Origin of the sequence: Pseudoalteromonas sp. UBA2102 (genome assembly GCF_002331165.1) — a bacterium.
In the GTDB taxonomy this organism is placed as follows: Bacteria; Pseudomonadota; Gammaproteobacteria; order Enterobacterales; family Alteromonadaceae; genus Pseudoalteromonas; species Pseudoalteromonas atlantica.
The window spans coordinates 25,565-48,040 of sequence record NZ_DCYU01000057.1 but is presented as its reverse complement, the minus strand read 5'-3'; the positions used below and the strand labels follow the sequence as shown (position 1 = coordinate 48,040).

Genomic DNA, 22,476 nt, shown 5'->3' with positions numbered 1-22,476 from the left:
TATGTACCCTTTGAGGATAAAATAATGGATTACAGCACTTCTGACTTATGTGACTTTTTTGCCGATGTGGTTGACGTGCTTGAACCGATGTTCATCAACTTTGGTGGTCGACACACGTTTGGCGGCCGAATTAAAACGGTTAAATGTTTTGAAAATAATGAACTGATCCGTGAAATACTCTCACAAGACGGTACTGATCAAGTACTACTTATCGATGGTGGTGGCTCAACACGACGCGCCCTTATCGACATTGAACTTGCAGAGCTTGCGCTTGATAACAACTGGAACGGCATTATTGTATTTGGTGCTGTGCGTCATGTAGATGAGTTAGAAGAAATTGATTTAGGTATTCAAGCGATTGCATCAATTCCTGTTGCCGCCGACAGCGAAGGCGCTGGTGAAGATGGCATTGGCGTTAACTTTGCTGGTGTGTCGTTTTTTGATGACGATTTTATCTATGCAGATAGTACTGGCATTGTATTATCAGCAGAAGAACTTGAACTAGAAGTTATCGAAGAATAAAGTAACAAGCAGTGCTCAACAGAGCACTGCTTACGCCACCACTAATAATTTTTGCTGCTCAATACGGATTCAACACAGTGCACCCTACCTTAAAAGTGTATGATGAAAACGCCGTTAAACCCTACTGCTCCACACGCGTTAACGAAACAAAAACCTGGCAGTCTGTTGCCCTATTAGACACCCATGTAAATGTACAACAAGCCCTTAATGATGCAGCGCAATTTGGTATTCGCTACGTATTAATTGGTATATGTGAAGATATAGGCCCTCGCGCTAATTTAGGCAATGGTGGCTCACATCAAGCTTGGCCCGCTTTTTTACAATACTTTTTGAACCAACCAGTTAACCAGTTTAACGCGACCCAGCAGGTATTGCTGTTAGGCGAAATTGACGTTGATGATGTAATGGTGCAAGCGCAAGGCTTAAATAACCAGCATGCTGAAGAGCTGGCTCAACTACGTAAACTATGCGCAACAATAGATGAGCGAGTAGAGGCGGTATTAACGTTAATATTTAATGCGGGCCTTGAGCCTATTATTATCGGCGGTGGGCACAATAATAGCTTTGGCATACTCAGTGCTTTAAGCAAACATAGTGGGGCTTCAGTTAACGCTATAAATTTTGATCCCCATGCAGATTTACGGCCTTGCGAAGGTCGCCACAGCGGCAATGGCTTTAGCTATGCCTTGAAGAAAAATGCATTGCAGCAATATCATATTATTGGCCTGCATGAGCAAAAAAATAACCAAGCCATTTTTGACTTAATCGCACAAAATCAATGTAGTTTTCACAGCTATCAAGCTATTAATATACGCAGAGAAATATCACTAACCGACGCCGTACAGCACGCCTTAGCAGCGTTTAATAAAGCGCCACTTGGTATTGAACTCGACTTAGACAGCATTTCATTTTTACCGGCCAGCGCGTATACATGCTGCGGCTTTAGCGTTAGTGATGCTGAGCATTATGTGTATTTAACAGCAAAACACAGCACTGCCCGCTACCTACATTTGTGTGAAGCTGCACCGCTAAATCACCCCGCAGGGTTAACAGCAGGTATGCAAAGCTGTGGGCAAATTATTAGTGCATTAGTTAATGCCTACTTACATGCAAAAACGCGTTAATTGTAATTAGCTTAATTAACCGCTGTATTTTTAAGGCCGCTGAATTACGTTACTGACTTAGCTAAAAATGGTGAGTTAATTGAGCTTACTATTGGCAGGTGTATAACTCACTTTTGCACGCTATACGCTTATAAGTGAGTAATTCTATCGCAGCGAATTGCTGAATTTCCCTTACAAAATAATTATTGCAGCTTGGCATAACTTATTGTGTCTGGTGAGCCTGCCACTGCTTTAGCCAACTCATTAAGCCAATGCTGCTTAACGGGTGGCCAAAATAATAACCTTGTGCTGCGTGCGCTTTTAAACTTTTTACAAACTTTAATTGGTCTAAGGTTTCAACGCCCTCAAAAATAACCTTGGTATTTTGTTGGTTATGCATTTCAACCATACCGCCTACTAGGCTGCGAATATTATTTTGATTGCTAAAATCTGCAGTAAGCGATGGCGCCACCTTAATGTATTCAACAGCTAGATTTGGCAGCTTAGAAAGAACAATGGGGTTATTGCCTAGCCCATCAACGCATATCTTTAAACCTATATTATTTAATCGGGCAATCATCGCACGGCCCTTATTATCTAAATCTGTGAATATATGCAGCGGGCATTCAACAATTAAATCTCCGTGCTGTAAGTTGTGCTCACTCACCACACTATCTACAAACTCAACAAACTCTTCGTTAAGCATTTCGGGGCCAAATAAGTTAATGCTCAGCGGTATAGCAATTCCCTCTATACGCAACGCCATGGCAAGCTCTGCAGCCCGCTCTATAACAAATTTAGCCAGTGGGTAAGCTAAACCCGCAATATGAATATCATCAATAAATCGGTGGGCAGATAAAATACCTTGTTGAGGGTGCTGCCAACGCAACAGAAGTTCTAAAAACTCAATTTGGCCGTCGTCATTGCGGATAATAGGCTGAAAATAGAGTTCAAGCTCGCTTACAAAATCAATATTAGCCAGCTCTTTTAAACGGGCTTGCTGCTCAAGTTGCTCAACCATCATTTGTTGATGGTACACAACCACTGCTTTTTTAGGCTGACTATCAAGGGCTAAGTATGCACACGATACTAAGTTATCAAAGTTAGCGTCTTGCTCATCGCAATTAACGTAACTCGCCCTTGCTTTTACCTCTACGGTACAGTTAGCGACGTTAAACGGCTTAAGTGTTGCGCCAATAATTTGCTCAATGATGTGTTCATGGCTATGTTTGTGCACGGCTAAGCTGCAAATAAAGGCAAAGTTAAGACCGCCTAAATGCGCCAATTTTTCTTGACCACCTAAGTCAATCACATTGTCGTTATTTAGTAAGTCTTTTATTCTGTTGGCCGATTGTGCCAACAATAAATCCCCAAAATCTCTGCCTATGTGCTGATTAACTTGCTCAAACCCTTCTAGACGAACAATCACCAGTGCTGCTTCTAGCTGTTTTTCTTTACACCAGCAGTAATAGCCCTGGCGTAACTGCTGTTTATCTGCAAATGCAGCAAGAGGAGAGTCATCTTGGTACGGTTCAGGCTCATTAATGTTATGCGAATCTTCAACTTTGGGCTCTTCTTCCTCGCTCATTAGCCCTACAACCGCTAGCAGAATAATAGCCACCACCACCCAAAATAGGGGCACGTCCATGAGTAAATGCGCTGAAAACAACACCACAAATAGCAACCCTGAAACGGCGCTTGTGATAATCATGCTCCAACTATTACGCTCAAACGCTTGCCATAAATGAAAGCAAAAACCAAAAGCGAGCAATATTGCTAACCAAGCAGCCCCGCTGCTTAAAATGGCTAAACCGACAGCGCCTGTACATAAGTAACTAAATTTAATACTGGTATTTTTAACCGCAAATAACGTAGCGACCATCGCCATTAACAGCGCGCCGCTAAAAAATATTGGAAAGTTACTGTCAGTCAAAATACTCAAGCTTACGCCACTCCATTAGCAATAAAATTTAATAAAAGCATGTTAAATATGGACAAAAATAATACAAACTAATTAATTCTACCCAAAATCCATAGATTTAACAGTTTATTTACGCCAAATTGGTAACTTAATTGTGCAGGGTGACTTATTTGCCAGTGCGCAATATCAGCCCTTGCTCCAACCTTTAGCACGCCTCTGTCTTTTAAACCTAGTGCCTGCGCTGCATTGCGGGTTACTCCCGCAAGGGCCTGCTCAGGGGTGAGCCTAAATAAAGTACATGCCATGTTCATCATTAAATGCACAGAACATAAAGGCGAGGTGCCTGGGTTAAAGTCACTGGCAATAGCAATAGGCACATTGTATTTTTGCAGCAAATCGATGGGAGGAAGCTGTGTTTCTCGTAAAAAATAAAAAGCCCCAGGTAATAAAACAGCCACAGTGCCAGCCTCTGCCATGGCTTTTACGCCGTTTTCATCAAGGTACTCAATATGATCAGCTGAAAGACCTTTATACTCAGCCACCAGCTGTGCGCCCTGCTGATTAGAAAGCTGCTCAGCATGGCATTTTACCGGCAAGTTATGTTTTGTAGCTGCATCAAACACTTGTTTTGTTTGTGCAAGACTAAAGCCTACATTTTCACAAAATACATCCACAGCATCGGCAAGGTTATTAGCCACTACCTGCTCAAGCATCTGCGTACATACTAAATCTATGTATTCATCTGCACGGCCTTTGTATTCAGGGGGTAGCGCATGTGCACCTAAAAACGTGGTTTTAATATCAATAGGATGATGCTCGTTAAGCAAACGCGCCACTTCTAAAATTTTTATTTCGTTTTCAACATCAAGCCCGTATCCCGACTTTATCTCAGCAGTCGTTACGCCCTCGGCAAGTAAAGTGTTTAAGCGATCTTTTGCATCAACAAATAACTGCTCATGATCTGCCGCGCGAGTGGCCTTAACGGTACTGGCTATACCGCCACCTTGTGCAGCTATCTGTTCATAGCTTACACCTTGTAAGCGCTGCTCAAATTCCTCAGCTCGGGAGCCTGCAAATATTAAATGTGTATGGCAATCAATAAGCCCAGGCGTTAACCATTGCCCTTTAATACTTAATGTAGGGGTAGCAAAGGCATCAAAACTGGGTAAGTTTGATTGCTCACCTAACCATACAATTTCGCCGTTTTTAATCGCCAGTGCCGCATTTTCTATAGCCCCATAAGGTGCATCTATTGTGCTATCCATGGTTGCTATGTTGGCATCAGTTAATAATAAGTCGAGATCTTCTAAGGCGTAACCCGTTGTTTTATTTTGCATACTTAGCTCCCTAACGTGCTTAAAATACAGTCTAACAATACACCTTGTATATACAAGATAATTATGCCATCTTTATTAAATAGTTTATTTTAAGTACAGCTAATAATAGTAATGACCACTCCTAAATTTGCACAAATAAAACAATTTATTGTCGATAAAATAAAAAATGGCGCATGGCAAGAAAACCAACGTGTCCCCTCAGAAAACGAGCTTAGCAGCCAATTTTCTGTAAGCCGTATGACCGCACGACGTGCACTGAGCGAATTAACAGATGCCGGCATTTTAACGCGCAGCCGAGGGTTAGGTACGTTTGTAGCCAGTTTTAAATCGCAGTCGTCACTACTTGAAATTAAAAACATAGCCGATGAAGTAAAAGAACGTAACGGGCAATACAGCTGTAGTGTGCAAGTGCTTGAATCAATCAATGCGGTAGCACCCATAGCCATTGCGCTTGGCGTTGAAGTAGATAGCGTGGTGTATCGCAGTGTGCTTGTACACAATGAGAACGACAAACCACTGCAAGTTGAAGAGCGATTTGTAAACCCAGCTTTAGCCGCGGGTTATTTACAACAAGACTTTAGCGCCCTCACACCGCATGAATACTTATCGAGCGTAGCGCCGCTCACACAAGCGCGCCACACAGTGGAAGCGGTTATGCCTAACTCGCAAATGTGCCAATGGCTTAACCTGTATAACGAAGAACCCTGCTTACAGGTTATTCGTCGTACTTGGTCTACAAAAGGCATAGTGAGCTTTGCTCGCTTAGTATCACCGGGCAGTAAATACCGTTTGGGCGGGCACTTAACATTTAAAAAATAATAACAACGTAACGCTCAAGGGCGTTTTTTTGTAGCTGACCATCTTGTATATACAACAGGAGAAATTCATGAACAACCGGCTCGACACACACCGAGAAATCCGCGCGCCTCATGGCGATAAAATTAGCGCTAAAAGTTGGCAAACAGAAGCCGCTAAACGCATGTTAATGAACAATTTAGACCCTGATGTGGCAGAGCACCCTCACGCGTTAGTGGTATATGGCGGTATTGGCCGTGCGGCAAGAGACTGGCCAAGCTTTGATAAAATAATTGAAACCCTTGATAGGCTCGAAAACGACGAAACCCTGCTTGTGCAATCGGGTAAGCCCGTGGGCGTATTTAAAACCCACGAAAACGCGCCGCGCGTTCTCATTGCTAATTCTAACCTGGTGCCACATTGGGCAAATTGGGAGCACTTCAATGAGCTCGATAAAAAAGGCTTAATGATGTATGGGCAAATGACCGCGGGCTCTTGGATTTATATTGGCTCACAAGGCATAGTGCAAGGCACTTACGAAACCTTTGTAGCAATGGCAAAGCAACACTTTGGCGGTAATGCAAAAGGTAAATGGGTTTTAACAGCAGGCCTTGGCGGTATGGGAGGCGCACAACCACTCGCCGCGACGATGGCAGGCTTTAGCGCATTAGTTGTGGAATGCGACGAAACCCGTATCGATTTTCGAATTAAAACCGGCTACGTTGATGTAAAAGCCACGACACTTGAGCACGCGCTTGAGCTAGTTACCGATGCTTGCATTAAAGGTAAGGCATTATCGGTAGGCTTATTAGGTAATGCTGCCGATATTTTTACTGCACTGGCAAACAGCAATATTACCCCTGATATAGTGACCGACCAAACCTCAGCGCACGACCCACTCAACGGCTACCTACCGCAAGGTTGGAGCATGCAACACGCAGCAAAAATGCGTGAACAAAACCCACAGGCAGTGGTTAAAGCCGCTAAGCAATCTATGGCAGTGCAAGTAAACGCCATGCTAGCACTTCAAAAAGCCGGAGCTGCCACTACCGACTATGGCAATAACATTCGCCAAATGGCATTTGAAGAAGGCGTTACCAACGCGTTTGATTTTCCGGGCTTTGTGCCTGCTTATATCCGTCCGTTATTTTGTGAAGGAATTGGCCCATTTAGATGGGTTGCGCTTTCGGGCGACCCCGAAGACATTTATAAAACCGATGCAAAAGTGAAAGAGCTTATCGCAGAAGATACCCACTTACATAACTGGCTTGATATGGCACGTGAGCGCATTCAATTTCAGGGGTTGCCAGCGCGCATATGCTGGGTTGGTTTAAAAAACCGGGCTCGCCTTGCACTGGCCTTTAACGACATGGTTAAAAATGGCGAGCTTAAAGCGCCGGTTGTAATTGGTCGCGATCATCTCGACTCTGGCTCTGTAGCAAGCCCCAACCGTGAAACCGAAAGTATGCAAGATGGCTCAGACGCCGTTTCTGATTGGCCGTTACTTAATGCTTTGCTTAATACTGCGGGTGGCGCAACGTGGGTGTCGCTGCACCATGGCGGCGGAGTGGGCATGGGCTTTAGCCAGCACGCAGGCGTGGTTATTGTTGCAGATGGTAGTGAACAAGCTGCGCAACGCATAGCTCGTGTGCTTTGGAACGACCCTGCTACCGGCGTTATGCGCCATGCTGATGCAGGCTACGATATTGCAAAAAATTGCGCGCAAGAGCACCACCTAGATCTCCCTATGCTAAACAAGGAATAGTCATGATTTCACACACTCTCACACCAGGGCAGTTAGACTTAAGCACCCTAAGAAAAATTAATGACTCAGCTGTCACACTTAACTTAGTCGATGGCGCCAGTACACAAATAGCGGCCAGCGCACAAACTGTTCAAAACGTAATAAACAAACGCCAAACGGTGTACGGTATTAACACCGGCTTTGGCTTATTAGCCAATACAAAAATAGCAGATGACGAGCTTGAGCTACTGCAGCGCAGTATTGTGCTTTCGCATGCTGCCGGTATTGGGGAGTTCATGGACGACAGCACTGTAAGACTAATGATGACCTTAAAAGTAAACTCTTTGTCTCGGGGCTACTCTGGGATACGCCTAGAGGTGATCGCATTTTTTATGCAACTACTGTGCAGTGAAGTGTACCCGTGCGTACCACAAAAAGGGTCTGTGGGTGCTTCGGGCGATTTAGCGCCTCTTGCTCATATGTGCCTTCCACTATTAGGTGAAGGCAAAATGCGCCACAAAGGTGAAATTATAAGTGCAGAGCAAGGGCTGAAAATTGCCAATCTTTCACCTATTACATTAGGCGCAAAAGAAGGACTGGCACTGTTAAATGGTACACAAGCCTCTACCGCATTTGCGTTACAAGGGCTTTTCAAAGCAGAGGATTTGTATGCACAAAGCTGTGTTATAGGCTCTATTAGCATAGAAGCTGCAATGGGCAGCCGCGCGCCCTTTGATGCACGCATTCACGAAATACGGGGGCAACGCGGCCAAATTGATACGGCCAGTGTATTTAGAGAGCTACTTAGTACTGAATCACAAATTAGCCAATCTCACGTAAACTGCGAAAAAGTACAAGACCCTTACTGCCTTCGCTGCCAACCTCAGGTACTCGGCGCGTGTTTAACACAAATTCGCCACGCCGCAGATGTGTTGTTATGTGAATCAAACGGCGTTACCGACAACCCACTAGTATTTGCCGATGTGGGCGATATTATATCCGGTGGTAACTTTCATGCAGAGCCCGTTGCTATGGCAGCTGATAACTTAGCTATTGCGATTGCCGAAATAGGCGCGCTGGCAGAGCGAAGAATCGCGCTACTTATTGATTCAAACCTCTCTACACTGCCACCTTTTTTAGTTGAAAACGGCGGAGTTAACTCAGGTTTTATGATTGCCCAAGTAACCGCAGCTGCGCTTGCCTCCGAGAACAAATCGCTTGCTCATCCCGCCTCGGTAGACAGCCTGCCAACATCAGCAAATCAAGAAGATCATGTCTCTATGGCAACCTTTGCAGCAAGGCGCTTAAAGGAAATGGCCAATAACACCCGCGGGGTATTAGCAATTGAATGGCTTGGAGCTGCTCAAGGGCTTGAGTTTAGAGCCCCACTTAAACCTTCACCGCAAGTAGAAAAAGCAAAAGCTCTGCTGCGCGAGCATGTAAGTTACTACGATAAAGACCGCTACTTTGCCCCCGATATAGACGCAACCAATACACTTTTAGCACAAGGGGCATTGTGCGACTTTATTCACCACAACCCACTACCATCGCATTTTAAATTCCATGCTGATAGCTAAAACCTAACGCTTCAATTGCTGAGCCAAGTACTTTGCGCTCAGCACTTTCATTACTGGTAAAGGTTGGCATTTCGCCGCCATGCTCTGCACATTTTTGTGCATAATAATTCGCTTTAGTTGGGTGCGATGGATTTACCACGTTATAAATATTTTGCCCCGAATTATAGTTTTCTATTACCGCAAAAATGGCGTTTATCACATCTTGTTGATGCACCATATTAACCACCTGCTGGCTCGATGAATTTAATTCTTTACCAGCAACAAAGCGCCCCGGCTCGCGGTTAGGCCCTAATAACCCTGCTAAACGCAGTACTTTACCATCTTGCTCAAGCACCTTTTCTTCGCCATCGTATAGTTTTATTTGTCGCTCATTGGTACAACTTATTTCACTGCTTTCAGTGTAAACACCTGGCTCTTGGTCGTACACACCGGTAGATGAGCACAAAATAAAGCCCTTTGCATTTAATTGTTTAGAAAGTGAAAGTGCAGCGCTTAGTGTTTCTGGGTAGTTACTTTCACAGTGTCTGCTTCGTGGGGGGATTGCACACACCCAGTAAGCATCGTGTAAATCTATTTGGTGTATTAGTTGCCCATCAATCAAGACAAATTGACGCTGAAAATCGTCTGTGTGCTCATCACTTCTATGCGTACCTTGTACCTGCCAACCCGCCTGTTTAGCTTGTAGGCACAAAGTATGACCCAACCAGCCTGCGCCTAATACTACTAATTTATTAGCTTTTGTTTCCATTTTTGCATAACCCTTCATTTTAAACGCATAATTAGTGCTTTTTATCTAACTTCATAGAGATTTAAAGTAAGATATGATTAGATACAACCTACTAAAAAACAATAATACGTGCACTTATGCTAAATAATTTATCATTACGGAAGAAAATATTATTATTGATTGGTGGCACCATCACCATTTTGCTAATTATTGCTTCAACATTTTTTGTAAATCACATCGCGAACCTTTCCAGAGTAAACATTGAGCGCGAAGCTCAAAGCTACCTACAAAGCGAACAACTTTCAATGCAAAGCTACTTTGCAAAGTATGGCAAGCTGGTTTCTACGTTTGTTAATAACCCGCATTTAGTTAATTTTTTTGAAAATTGGGATACTCGCGATCAGCCGATTAAAAATGCCCCCGGCTACAACGAAGTTAATCAAGACTTTGTACGCATTAGCTCAAATGACGAAAATGTACTGTCGGCGTTTTTCGCATCAGCAACCACCGGTGAATACTTTAAAGAAAACGAGCGTACCAGTCATTACAATGGCCAACCTTACTACGCCTATAAACGTGGTTGGTGGCAAGAAGCCCTGCAAATTAATAAACTTTACGTAGGCCCTATATCGGTCGATTTAACCACTGGGGTTGCCTCAGCAGTTGTACAACAGCCGGTATACAACGCACAGCGTAAACTTATTGGTATGGGCGGCGTTGATTTACAGCTTAATAAAATCAACGATATGGTTGAAGGTATTCGCTTTAACGGCCAAGGCTATGGCTTTTTACTTGATGGCAATCAAAAGGTTGTACACTTTTCAAATGCTACCGGCCATAAGCTGTCTAACACCGACGAAGGCCCTAAAGGTAAAGAAGGGCTAGATGGCCTTGAAAGCCAGTTTAATAATACTTCAGGCTTTACAGAGCTTAACGCACAAATGCGTAATAACCTCGAAGGCAGTCAATTGGTGACCTTAAAAGGAGAAGAGTATTATGTGGTGTACCATCGCTTACAACTAGAGCAACCTTATCTAGATTGGTATGTAGGTATACTGATCCCAACCAGCATGATTGAAGCCCCCGTTAATGAGGCGGTTACCACCACAACCACCGCAGTGGTGATTATTTTAGTGATCATTCTAGCGATGATATTATGGGCAACCCACATGATCTCGCAGCCTATTACCACCTTAACTAATATAATGCGTGATATTGCATCGGGCGAAGGCGATTTAACTCAAAAGATTAATATTACCAGCCAGGATGAGGTCGGCCAGCTTGCCAATCACATGAATACATTCATTGATAAGCTGCGCGCCATGATGTTAGAAACAGCCGCACAAGCTGAGCAGTTAACCAATGCCGCAGCGCAACTTAAAAACGTGTCTGCTCAAACCAACACCGAAATACAGCAAGAAAAACAACAAGTAGACAGCGTTAGTGCCGCCGTGACCGAAATGGCCAGCACTGTACTTGAAATATCGCGTAACGCACAGCATACCAACAGCGCCGCCGAAGAAGTACAAGCCATTACTGCCGAAGGGGCTGACCGCTCAACTCAAGCACAACGTGTGATGACCGAACTTGCGCTACACATAGGTGAAGCATCTAAAGTGGTAGCAGGACTTGAACAAGAAAGTAATAACATTGGTGCATTGGTGGATGTAATTAACTCCATTGCCGATCAAACCAACTTACTTGCTCTAAATGCCGCCATTGAAGCTGCGCGAGCAGGTGAGCATGGCCGTGGTTTTGCGGTAGTTGCTGATGAAGTACGTTCACTGGCAAGCCGTACGCAAGAATCAACAGACGATATCCGTAATATGATTTCTCGCTTACAGCAAATTGCCCAACAAGCGTCGGTAATGATGCTACAAGGGCAAGAGCAAACTGAAGGCTCAGTATCGCAAACAAAAGAAGTGCTAAGTTCATTACAAAACATTGCTCAGTCGGTAACTAAAGTGCAAGACCAAAGCCACCAAATTGCCACTTCAACTGAGCAACAAACCGTTGTCGCAGAGGACATTAATACTAGCCTTGCAGCAATTAATGGCTTAGTAAACAGCACCGCAGATCACGCACACATTTTAGCAGATGAAGCGCGCGATTTAAGCGACCTTGCTGTTGCCTTAAACAAAACGGTTAATCAGTTTAAACTTTAAAAAGCACAGTGTAATAAGGTGGGTAACTAAGTATAAATTAACCCACCTAGGGTGTGTTGAGCTTTGTGAATTGAATGAATTTCAATCACCCAAGGCCAGCATGCCCTAGCACTCTTGTTTTTAAATTTTTTAACACCATATCTTCACAACTTGCTGCTATTTTTTAGCGTAATTAAATCAGTTAAAGTGGTTTTTACGCATCAGATCAAATTTTTCTGTTTTTAATACACATCTTTTAGTTGAGATAGTTTGTTGTTTGGCAGAGTCTGGTATAGTAGCACACGTATTAAACAGTGCTTTGAGGCTCTTTAATACAAAATTGCTAATTAATATGTTCTACAGGTTATGTAAAAGTACATATTAATTACCAATTGTAAAAAATGGGTTAGCCGACACTCGGTTAACAAAGAATACATTGTAACGGTTTTATCATGATATCTAATTTATTTACCAAGATTTTTGGTAGTCGCAATGACCGCACTATTAAAAACCTAAGAAAGACGGTCGCGCTAATTAATGCGCTAGAAACGCAATTAGAAGCGCTTTCTGATGAAGATTTAAGAGCTAAGACAGCTGAGTTTAGAGAACGTTACGATAACGGACAAAGCCTTGACGACATTCTACCAGAAGCATTTGCTGTGGTACGCGAAGCGTCAAAGCGTGTAAATGGCATGCGTCACTTTGACGTACAGCTATTAGGCGGCATGGTTTTACATCAAGGTCGTATTGCAGAAATGCGTACCGGTGAAGGTAAAACCCTAACAGCCACACTTCCAGCCTACTTAAATGGCTTAACAGGCAAAGGCGTGCACGTAATTACCGTGAACGACTACCTTGCTAAACGTGATGCTGAAACAAACCGCGAGTTATTTGAGTTCTTAGGCCTTACTGTGGGCTGTAACGTACCAGGCATGATGCCACAGCAGAAAAAGCAAGCTTATACTGCTGACATTACCTACGGTACAAATAACGAATTTGGTTTTGACTACCTTCGTGACAACATGGCATTTAGCATTGATGAGCGTGTACAGCGCCCACTGTTTTATGCGGTAGTGGATGAAGTGGATTCAATCTTAATCGATGAAGCGCGTACACCACTTATTATCTCAGGCCCAGCTGAGGATAGCTCTGAGCTATACATCGAAATCAACAAAATAGTGCCGCTTTTAGAGCTTCAAGAAAAAGAAGACGAAGAAGGCATTGAAGGCGATGGCGATTACACAATTGACGAAAAGTCTAAGCAAGTTCATTTAACTGAGCGCGGTCAAATTAAAGTAGAAGACCTACTTACTGAACGTGGCTTAATTGAAGAAGGCGACTCGCTTTACTCAGCCGGTAGCATTACCTTACTGAGCCATGTGTATGCCGCACTTCGTGCCCACAAGCTTTATCAAAAAGATGTTGATTACGTTGTTAAAGAAAACGAAGTTATCATTATCGATGAGCACACAGGGCGCTCAATGGAAGGTCGTCGTTGGTCTGAAGGTTTACACCAAGCTGTTGAAGCTAAAGAAGGCGTAAAAATTCAAAACGAAAACCAAACACTGGCTTCAATCACTTTCCAAAACTACTTCCGTTTATACGAAACTTTAGCCGGTATGACTGGTACAGCCGATACTGAGGCATTTGAGTTTCAATCTATTTACGGCCTAGACACGGTTGTTATGCCAACTAATAAGCCGATGATCCGTGATGATCGCGCCGATTTAGTTTACCTAACACAAGAAGAAAAATACGAAGCTATTTTAGCCGATATTAAAGATTGCCAAGAGCGCGGACAGCCTGTGCTTGTAGGTACTATTTCGATTGAAAGCTCTGAGTATTTATCGCAGTTTTTACGCAAAGAAAAAATTAAGCACAACGTACTTAATGCTAAATTCCACGCGCAAGAAGCTGACATCGTATCGGATGCAGGTTTACCAGGTACTGTAACAATTGCAACCAACATGGCCGGTCGTGGTACCGATATTGTGCTTGGTGGTAACTGGAACAGCGAAGTTGAAAAACTAGAAAACCCAACAGATGAGCAAATTGCTGAAATTAAAGCGGCGTGGAAAATTCGCCACGATGCAGTAATTGACGCTGGCGGTTTACACATTATTGGTACTGAGCGTCATGAATCGCGCCGTATAGATAACCAATTACGTGGCCGTGCTGGTCGTCAGGGTGATGCCGGCTCTAGCCGTTTTTACTTATCGATGGATGATGCGCTAATGCGTATATTTGCCGGCGAGCGCATGACTAACATGATGCGTAAACTAGGCATGCAACGCGGCGAAGCCATTGAGCACCCTTGGGTTAACCGTGCAATTGAAAACGCTCAGCGTAAAGTAGAAGCACGTAACTTTGATGTACGTAAACAATTGCTTGAGTACGATGATGTAGCAAACGATCAACGTCGTGTTGTTTACTCTCAACGTAACGAGCTGCTTGAAGAAGGCGATATTTCAGAAACCATTACAGCAATCCGTGGTGATGTACTTGCAGGTGTTATTGATCAATACATTGCACCACAAAGCCTTGCTGAAATGTGGGATATCCCAGGCCTTGAAGAGCGCTTAAAACAAGACTTCCTGATTGAGCTGCCTATCACGCAGTGGTTAGCTGATGACAATAAACTATACGAAGAAAAACTTCGTGAGCGTATTGAGCAAGCGGTTGAGCAAGCTTACAAGCAAAAAGAAGAGCAAGTTGGCGACTCTGTACTACGCCAGTTTGAAAAAGCGATTATGCTACAAAGTCTTGATCAGCACTGGAAAGATCACCTTGCTGCAATGGATCATTTACGCCAAGGTATTCACTTACGTGGCTATGCACAAAAGAATCCTAAGCAAGAATACAAGCGCGAGTCGTTTGAGCTATTCACCGAAATGCTTGAAAACTTAAAAGTTGATGTAGTGGGCATTTTAAGTAAAGTACAAGTTCGTGCCGAAGAAGATGTTGAAAAAGTAGAAGAGCAACACCGTAAAAGTGAAAATGCCCCTCGCGAGTACCAACACGAAGAAGCTGAACATGTAGGCGGTGAAGCACCTCAAAGCGCAACTGTAATGGCAAGAACAGCGCCTAAAGTTGGCCGTAACGATCCGTGTCCGTGTGGATCAGGACAAAAGTTTAAGCAATGTTGTGGTAAATTAAAGTAACGACGCATTGTATGTAATTAAAAAGCGACGCTAGCGTCGCTTTTTTTATGGAGAAAAAACATGACAACAAAAATTGTAAATGTAGCGGTAGGCGTAATAAAAAAAAATAACGCCATCTTTATCTGCAAGCGCGCTGATGAGCAACATCAAGGTGGCTTATGGGAATTTCCAGGCGGGAAAGTAGAAGCTGGCGAGAGCGTATTTGCTGCACTTAAACGTGAGCTAAGTGAAGAAGTTGGCATTACCATTCACAGCTCTAGCCAACTGATGGTGATTGAACATGACTATGGCGATAAATGTGTAAAACTTGATATTCACGTTGTGAGTAACTTTAGCGGTGAAGCACATGGCGCCGAAGGGCAACCAAGTGAATGGGTCGCTATTAATGAGCTTAGTAACTATGAGTTCCCTGCTGCTAACGCCGAGATTATCGAAAAAATACAAGCGCGATACGCCTAAAGCACATGAATACAGCAATACAAAATAAATTAAGTGAGCTATTAGCGCTAAACCCTGAGCTTACTCAGGTGAGCTCTTTAGGCAGCGGACATATAAACACCACGTGGCTGTTAACTAATGCTGCGCAGCAATTTGTTGTTCAAAAGCTCAATACTCATGTATTTAAAAACCCAGTACAACTGGTTAATAACGCCCAGTTAATTGAGCAGCACCTAAGCGCTAAACAACAAGCAAATACTTACCCGCTCGACATTGTTAAGCATATAAGTACTTGCCAAGGTGAATACCTTATTACAATTAACAACGCGTACTATCGCGTGCTTAATTTTATTAGCCAAAGTATTAGCGAAGATGTGGTTACAGAGCCCCATCACGCACAGCAAGCCGCATTTGCATTTGGCACCTTTACACGTGCCTTGCTCGATTTTGACGCATCAAGTCTCTACCCTGTTATTACTGACTTTCATAACTTAGCTATGCGCTTTGAGCAGCTTAATACAGCTATTAGCACCGCCACTAAAGAGCGGCTCCAGCAGTGTAAAAACGACATTGACTACTGCATTGCACAACAGCATTTAGTAAAAGAACTCGCTGACGTAACAGCCGATTTGCCCACCCGAGTGTGCCACAACGACACTAAAATAAATAATATGCTGTATTGCAGCAATACATATAAAGCTAAAGCAGTTATCGATTTAGATACATGTATGGCAGGCTTTTTATTATATGACTTTGGAGACATGGTGCGCACATTTTGCTGCGCTGAGCCAGAAGATTCCATTAATCTTGGTAAAGTGGTTATTCGCAAAGAGGTATTTACTGCGCTTGTTAAAGGCTACCTTGCCCCCCTTAAATCGGCTATTAGCAACAAAGAGCAAGCAAGTTTGCTGCTTGGCGCTAAAGTTATGCCGTTAATGCTCAGTGTGCGGTTTTTAACTGATTACTTAAATAACGACGTGTACTTTAAAACCACCCATGCAGAACATAATTTAGAACGTGTGCAAAACCAGCTGGCTTTGTATAAAAATATTTTAAGCAATCAAAGCTGGATGCATAAAACACTCATGCAGTAGCCCTAAATTAAGTATTATTGCGCATTGGTATTAGTACTCAGTATTTAAATATAAAAAAGCCAGCAAGCTAAACACTTACTGGCTTTTATTTATCAACCTAAATGCTGGCTAATTTATCTCATAACCAGATTCAAGTTAACTAACAGGCTATCAATTACCAAATTTTTACGCGGTCTTCTGGTTTGATATACATTTTGTCGCCTTCTTTTACGTCAAACGCTTGGTAAAACTCAGGCATGTTCGACAAGATACCGATAACACGGTAGTGACTTGGTGAATGCGGGTCTGTCATTAAGCGGTTACGTAGCTCTTCATCGCGGTACTTACGACGCCAAATTTGTGACCAACCCATAAAGAAACGCTGATCGCCGGTGTAGCCATCAATAACAGGCGCTTTGTTCTCACCTAACGATAATTGATACGCCTTATAAGCCACCGTTAAACCACCTAGGTCGCCAATGTTTTCGCCAAGGGTAAGCTCGCCGTTAACACCCGCATCTTCAAACGGTTTATATTCGTTGTATTGCGCTACTAACGCACCGGTACGCTCTTCAAACTGTTTAAGGTCAGACTCACTCCACCAGTTACGTAAGTTACCGTCACCATCGTATTTAGCACCTTGGTCGTCAAAACCGTGGCCTAACTCGTGGCCAATTACTGCGCCTATTGCACCGTAGTTTACAGCGTCATCGGCTTCTAAGTTAAAGAACGGTGGCTGTAAAATAGCAGCTGGGAATACAATTTCGTTATTTACTGGATTGTAGTAAGCATTCACTGTTTGTGGCGTCATGTGCCACTCAGAGCGGTCCACTGGCTTGCCTAATTTAGCAATCATGTCGCTATAAGCCCACTGACTGTAACGTATGTAGTTACCCACTAATTCATCAGGGTTAATGCTCAGCTGTGAGTAGTCTTTCCACTTATCTGGGTAGCCAATTTTTGGGGTAAATTTGTTTAGCTTTTCTTGGGCTGCAAGCTTGGTTTCAGGGCTCATCCACTCAAGGTTTTCAATAGCAACGCCGTAACCTTTAATAACGTTATCTACCAGCTCTTCCATGCGTGCTTTTGCTTCAGGCGGGAAGTTATCTTTTACGTATACTTTACCTAAAATTTCGCCTAGTACGCTGTTAGATGCATCAACCGCTTTTTTCCAAAGTGGCGCTTGCTCTTTTACGCCGCGTAATGTGGTGCTGTAAAAATCAAATTTAAGATCAACCAAGTCAGTGCTCAGTAACTGCGCGTAACCACTTACAAAATGAAACTTTAAGTAGTTTTTCCACGTTGCTAAATCTGTTTCTTTGTACACATCAGCAAACCCTTCTAAGTAGCTTGGCTGACGTACAATAATGTCTGAGGTATCTACCCCTGCACTTTTGAAAAATGCTGCTAAATCAAAGTCGCCTGTTAGCTTATTTGCCTCAGCTACAGTCATTTTATTGTATGACTTAGTTGCATCACGGCTTTGTACTCGGCTCCATTGCGCCTCAGCTAAAGCGCTTTCAAATGCGATAACGCTTTTCGCAGCATCAGCGGCATTTTCAACGCCAGATTTAGCTAAAATATCTGTTATGTATTGCTCGTAAGATGCGCGAATTTTAGTAAATTTTTCATCATCTTTTAAGTAATAGTCACGATCAGGTAAGCCAAGTCCAGATTGCGATAAGTACAGCGCGTATTCACTTGAATTTTTAGCGTCGTTATTTACAAACCAGCCAAATGGTAAGCTCGCACCTTGCTGTTGAATTTTAGCCATTAAAGGAGCAAGATCAGCTTTTGAATCTAGGCTATCAATGGTATTAAGTGAAGGTTGTAAAGGTGTAATACCTAACTCATCACGTGTGTCTTTATCCATGTAGCTTTTGTAAAAAGCGCCAATTTTGTACTCATCGCTGCCTTTTTTAGCACTGCTATTATTAGCGGCACTTTCAAGCGCTGTTTTCATCGCTTTTTGCGACTCGTCGTATAACTGTGTAAACGAGCCGTAGTTCGACTTATCGCCAGGGATCTCTGTTTTAGCAAGCCACTGTCCATTCACATGGTAATAAAAGTCATCTTGTGCACGAACCGACTCATCCATATTGGCAAGGTTTACACCTAGCTCAAGCGTTTTTTCTGCCGGTGCTGTAACGGCAGCGGTGTCGGCCACTTGCGCTTCTTGTTGTTTTTCACCGCAACCTACTAGGCCCAGTGCAAGTGCGATACTTGCAGCGGTAATAGTTACTTTTTTCATAATTATTCCGTTTGTTAGTAAAGAATAAAATATCTATTTCATTAAACTATTGCATGGCAGAGAAAAAATAAAAGCGCCCTGCGATGCTTTCACTTAATGAAATTAATATTTAGGCGGTTAAAACAACACGCCGAATTTGTATGATAAACCCCATTAAAGAAACAATAAAATAGAATATGTAACAAAGTATTTTCTATGAGACGAGGTAACAAAATAGCCCTACCAACAACCATAATCGCGCTTTTGGGAGTTATTTTTTACCATGGCGAGCAAGGCGCTCTAGCTTTTCTTTCAGCGAAGGTGGCGCTGATGCGGCAATGGCATTAAGGTAATCTGAAGTTTGCTGGCTCATTTTTCTTGAATTACCAGGTGCTTTACCTGCGGGGCCGGGTTTATCTGCAGTTGGGCTTAAGCGCGCTGTTGCTTGAGGGTTTGCAACAATTTTAATTTGTCCGAGCTCTGCCATGCCCGCCGCTCTAAAATGCGACTGCATATCCATTTTTAAATAATTAAGTTTAAGGGCAATTGCCGCCGATACAGCTTCAATCATCAACGTGCCATCGCGGTAATTACTCACACGGCATTTTTCAGCAAGCTTTGGGCCTAAAAACTCTTTAAGCAACACCTGTTGCTTATCAAGCGCTTGGCTTTTACCTGCATAGGCCGATAAGCGATTATTAAGGCCTGCCATAATGTCAGTCAGGGGTTTTGGTGCGTACCTATCTTTAGCCATTCAACACCTCAAAAATTTAAATAAAGCAAGTTTAAGCCAAGCGTTTAAATGCTCGGCTTTAATATGTGCTTTTATATTATACCAATTCGCTTAATTACGTATTACTGCAAATTGCTATTATGCGCCTGCTACTTGCATTTGCTCTATAAGTACTGAGCCGGTTTGAATGCCGCCTCTGCGCTCAATATCGCCCCCTATGGCCGAAATACCTTTAAACATATCTTTTAAATTTCCGGCAATGGTAATTTCACTAACAGGGTACTGAATTTCACCGTTTTCTACCCAAAAACCAGCCGCTCCACGCGAGTAGTCACCTGTAACGGTGTTTACGCCTTGCCCCATCAGCTCGGTAACTAATAAGCCTGTTCCCATGGTTTTTAATAAAGCCGATAAATCGTTGTGCGTTTGCTCAACTAACCAGTTATGAATACCGCCTGCATGGCCTGTTGGAGCCATATTTAGTTTACGCGCTGCATAACTTGCTAATAAGTAGGTTTGCAGCTCACCGCCTTGAATAATTTCACGGTCAATCGTTTTTACCCCTTCGCTATCAAAAGGCGACGACGCTAATCCTTTTAATATATGAGGACGCTCAGCAATATTAACGTTCTTACTAAATACCTGGGTGCCTAAGCTGTCGAGTAAAAAGCTCGATTTACGATAAAGCGCCCCGCCGCCAATTGCCGACACTAAATGGCCAAACAATGAGTTGGCAATATCGGCTCTAAAAATAACAGGGACTTTCATAGTACCCAGCTTTTGGCTATTTAGTTTAGCCAGAGTTTCGTTGGCGGCTTCAAGGCCTACCGCAGCAGCGTCGTTAAGTCCGCCCTGATCGCGAGCAACAGTATAAGCAGAGTCGCGCTGCATGTGCTCGCCTTCTTTGCCTATTACTATAGTGCTAATGCTGTGGCGCGTACGTGGAAAACCAGCAATTAAACCATGGCTATTACCATACACACGTAAGCCTTGGTGCGATGAAAAACTTGCACCATCTGAATTAACAATACGCTCATCAGCATTTAAAGCGGCTTGCTCTGCAGCGTGACATAGCTCAATACCTTGCTCAGGGCTTACATCCCACGGGTGATATAAATCAAGGTCCTTAGGGGCAAACTCGAGCAGTTCTTTATCGGCAATACCATTAAAAGGGTCGTCTGAGGTAAATTTGGCAATATCAATGGCTTTTTCTACTACCGTGCGCAGTGTTTTTGGGTTTAGATCAGCAGTAGACGCCGAGCCTTTATTATTCCCTACATAAACACTGATACCTAAACCACCATCTTGGTTAAACTCTATGGTTTCTACTTCACCCATGCGTGTGCTTACCGATAAACCCGATGTACTAGACATAGCAGCTTCTGCGGCAGTGGCACCCAATTTTTTAGCATGCTCGAGCACTTCAGCTACGGCATCTTTTACTTGAGAGATTTGAGAATAAATTGGATCGTGTTGTTGGCTTTTCATAAATTAAGTCCTGAGCCTTAAGGCAATATTGCACGCATTTCTTATCTTTAAATGCTAACACACTCACTGCACCACATCAGCTAATATTAATCACTAAAAGAATCGCGTATAATGGCAAAAGTTATTTTTACTTAAGAGCACCCCATGGCGAAGAAAAAAGGCAAGCCTGCTGAAATTGAAGAAGAAATTATTTACGTATCAAAAAGTGAACTAAAGCGCGACGCGCAAGAGTTTCATCAGTTAGGTTCTGAAATTGCTAAAATGGGGAAAAAGCAACGCGAACGCTTACCACTCAATGACGATTTGAAAGCAGCCATGGTAGTTGCTGATAAAATCAGTAATAAAAGCGATGCGTACCGCCGCCACTTAAATTACATTGCTAAAACGCTACGCACAGTAGAAAACGTTGAAGAAATTAAAGCCATTATTGACGTAATGCTTAATAAAAATAACCAAGCTGAGGTTTTAATTAAAAAAATTGAGCAATTACGTACCGACTTAATTGAGCAAGGCGATGATTTAATTAACGAAACTATTGAGCAATACCCGACCCTAGAGCGCCAAAAAATGCGCCAATTGGTACGCAACGCCGCTAAAGAAGTTAAAGCTGAAAAGCCAGGCAAGGGCTATAAAGAATTGTTTCAATACTTAAAAGATGCCCACAACATAACGTATTAACAAAAAATACTATTTTAAAAAGGTGCTTAGGCACCTTTTTTGTTGTAGATCAAAACCCCTCCCTTAAAAGCTTTTTATACTCAACACCTCATTAATACATAAGGTGCGCGTGATGATAAAGCTTCCAAAATGGGATCAAACTCTTATAAATAAGTATAACGTGTCAGGGCCACGCTATACCTCCTACCCTACCGCTTTATCTTTAAGCGGGGGGTATCAGCAACAAGACCTTGTTAGCGCTATAAAATCATCATCTAGTCGCTCACTTTCTTTGTATATTCATATCCCATTTTGCAGTGAGCTTTGCTATTACTGCGGATGTAACAAGGTGATCACACGCCATCAGTCTAAAGCCGATGTATATTTAGATTATTTAACAAAAGAAATAGCAGCGCATGCCCCTTTATTTAAACACTACACAGTGGAGCAATTGCATTTAGGGGGTGGTACGCCAACCTTTTTAACTGTAAAGCAAATGACGCGCTTAATTAACTTATTAGAGCAGCACTTTCACTTTACCCGCAACACTGAGCGAGGCATTGAAATAGACCCACGCTCCCTTGCTAAAGATATGCTTATACACTTACGGGTTTTAGGCTTTAACCGCGTATCCTTTGGTATTCAAGATTTTAACGATGAAGTACAACAAGCGGTCAACCGCACACAGCAAGTAGATACCGTTAAAACACTGATAACCCAAGCCCGCGAGCTTGGCTTTAAGTCTATAAATGCAGATATGATCTATGGCCTGCCTAAACAAACACCCCAAAGCTTTGAAAAAACAATAGCGCAATTAATTGCCTTA

The 22,476-nt window shown here is 43.0% G+C and carries 17 protein-coding genes; 11 read left to right on the top strand and 6 right to left on the bottom strand.

The window, feature by feature from the left end; all coding sequences use genetic code 11:
• Window positions 1–24 precede the first annotated feature (24 nt).
• A complete protein-coding gene (gene rraA / locus B2R65_RS07370) occupies window positions 25–522 on the top strand; it encodes a ribonuclease E activity regulator RraA (protein WP_004589330.1) in 498 nt (165 codons plus the stop codon).
• Window positions 523–599: 77 nt separating this feature from the next.
• Window positions 600–1,646 carry a formimidoylglutamase gene (locus B2R65_RS07365; protein ID WP_286741778.1) on the top strand — a complete coding sequence of 349 codons (1,047 nt, stop codon included), beginning with the start codon at window positions 600–602 and terminating at the stop codon, window positions 1,644–1,646.
• A 202-nt stretch (window positions 1,647–1,848) separates the two neighbouring features.
• Here the strand turns inward: B2R65_RS07365 and B2R65_RS07360 are convergent, their stop codons facing one another.
• Together B2R65_RS07360 and hutI are read right to left on the bottom strand one after the other, a co-directional pair.
• Window positions 1,849–3,513, bottom strand: a complete 1,665-nt coding sequence (locus B2R65_RS07360; RefSeq protein ID WP_286741777.1) for a GGDEF domain-containing phosphodiesterase — start codon at window positions 3,511–3,513, stop codon at window positions 1,849–1,851.
• Between the two features lie 122 nt (window positions 3,514–3,635).
• Window positions 3,636–4,883: an imidazolonepropionase gene (gene hutI / locus B2R65_RS07355; RefSeq protein WP_256846157.1), complete on the bottom strand. Its 1,248-nt coding sequence runs from the start codon at window positions 4,881–4,883 to the stop codon at window positions 3,636–3,638.
• A 111-nt stretch (window positions 4,884–4,994) separates the two neighbouring features.
• Between hutI and hutC the strand changes: the two genes are divergently transcribed.
• The 3 genes from hutC (at window position 4,995) to hutH (ending at window position 8,999) form a co-directional block, all read left to right on the top strand.
• Window positions 4,995–5,702: a histidine utilization repressor gene (hutC, locus tag B2R65_RS07350; protein WP_286741774.1), complete on the top strand. Its 708-nt coding sequence runs from the start codon at window positions 4,995–4,997 to the stop codon at window positions 5,700–5,702.
• Between the two features lie 67 nt (window positions 5,703–5,769).
• Window positions 5,770–7,443 (top strand): urocanate hydratase, encoded by a 1,674-nt coding sequence (hutU, locus tag B2R65_RS07345; protein ID WP_024032171.1) that lies wholly within the window; start codon window positions 5,770–5,772, stop codon window positions 7,441–7,443.
• A 2-nt stretch (window positions 7,444–7,445) separates the two neighbouring features.
• Complete coding sequence (gene hutH, locus B2R65_RS07340; protein WP_286741773.1) at window positions 7,446–8,999, top strand: histidine ammonia-lyase; 1,554 nt, start codon at window positions 7,446–7,448, stop codon at window positions 8,997–8,999.
• Here the strand turns inward: hutH and B2R65_RS07335 are convergent.
• Window positions 8,977–9,747 (bottom strand): Rossmann-fold NAD(P)-binding domain-containing protein, encoded by a 771-nt coding sequence (locus B2R65_RS07335; RefSeq protein WP_286741772.1) that lies wholly within the window; start codon window positions 9,745–9,747, stop codon window positions 8,977–8,979. The genes hutH and B2R65_RS07335 overlap by 23 nt on opposite strands.
• A gap of 116 nt (window positions 9,748–9,863) precedes the next feature.
• Between B2R65_RS07335 and B2R65_RS07330 the strand changes: the two genes are divergently transcribed.
• From B2R65_RS07330 to B2R65_RS07315, 4 genes are all read left to right on the top strand, one after another.
• The gene (locus tag B2R65_RS07330; RefSeq protein ID WP_029773386.1) at window positions 9,864–11,891 is read left to right on the top strand and encodes a methyl-accepting chemotaxis protein; all 2,028 of its coding nucleotides are present in this window, start codon (window positions 9,864–9,866) and stop codon (window positions 11,889–11,891) included.
• Window positions 11,892–12,322: 431 nt separating this feature from the next.
• Entirely contained in the window at window positions 12,323–15,031 is a 2,709-nt protein-coding gene (secA, locus tag B2R65_RS07325) for a preprotein translocase subunit SecA (protein WP_138577687.1), read from the top strand.
• 60 nt (window positions 15,032–15,091) lie between these two features.
• Window positions 15,092–15,490 carry an 8-oxo-dGTP diphosphatase MutT gene (gene mutT / locus B2R65_RS07320; protein ID WP_004589320.1) on the top strand — a complete coding sequence of 133 codons (399 nt, stop codon included), beginning with the start codon at window positions 15,092–15,094 and terminating at the stop codon, window positions 15,488–15,490.
• A 5-nt stretch (window positions 15,491–15,495) separates the two neighbouring features.
• Entirely contained in the window at window positions 15,496–16,563 is a 1,068-nt protein-coding gene (locus B2R65_RS07315) for a phosphotransferase enzyme family protein (protein ID WP_286741771.1), read from the top strand.
• 154 nt (window positions 16,564–16,717) lie between these two features.
• On the opposite strand, the gene B2R65_RS07310 is transcribed toward B2R65_RS07315, so the two are convergent.
• The 3 genes from B2R65_RS07310 to pmbA all read right to left on the bottom strand — a co-directional run bounded on the left by B2R65_RS07310 (window position 16,718) and on the right by pmbA (window position 20,993).
• Window positions 16,718–18,793 (bottom strand): M13 family metallopeptidase, encoded by a 2,076-nt coding sequence (locus tag B2R65_RS07310; protein WP_286741770.1) that lies wholly within the window; start codon window positions 18,791–18,793, stop codon window positions 16,718–16,720.
• 250 nt (window positions 18,794–19,043) lie between these two features.
• A complete protein-coding gene (locus tag B2R65_RS07305; protein ID WP_004589317.1) occupies window positions 19,044–19,526 on the bottom strand; it encodes a DciA family protein in 483 nt (160 codons plus the stop codon).
• A gap of 117 nt (window positions 19,527–19,643) precedes the next feature.
• Complete coding sequence (gene pmbA, locus B2R65_RS07300; protein WP_286741769.1) at window positions 19,644–20,993, bottom strand: metalloprotease PmbA; 1,350 nt, start codon at window positions 20,991–20,993, stop codon at window positions 19,644–19,646.
• Window positions 20,994–21,137: 144 nt separating this feature from the next.
• Between pmbA and yjgA the strand changes: the two genes are divergently transcribed.
• A complete protein-coding gene (gene yjgA / locus B2R65_RS07295; protein ID WP_004589315.1) occupies window positions 21,138–21,671 on the top strand; it encodes a ribosome biogenesis factor YjgA in 534 nt (177 codons plus the stop codon).
• A 112-nt stretch (window positions 21,672–21,783) separates the two neighbouring features.
• Window positions 21,784–22,476 (top strand): radical SAM protein (locus B2R65_RS07290; protein ID WP_286741768.1); only part of this gene is annotated, 693 nt, incomplete at its 3' end.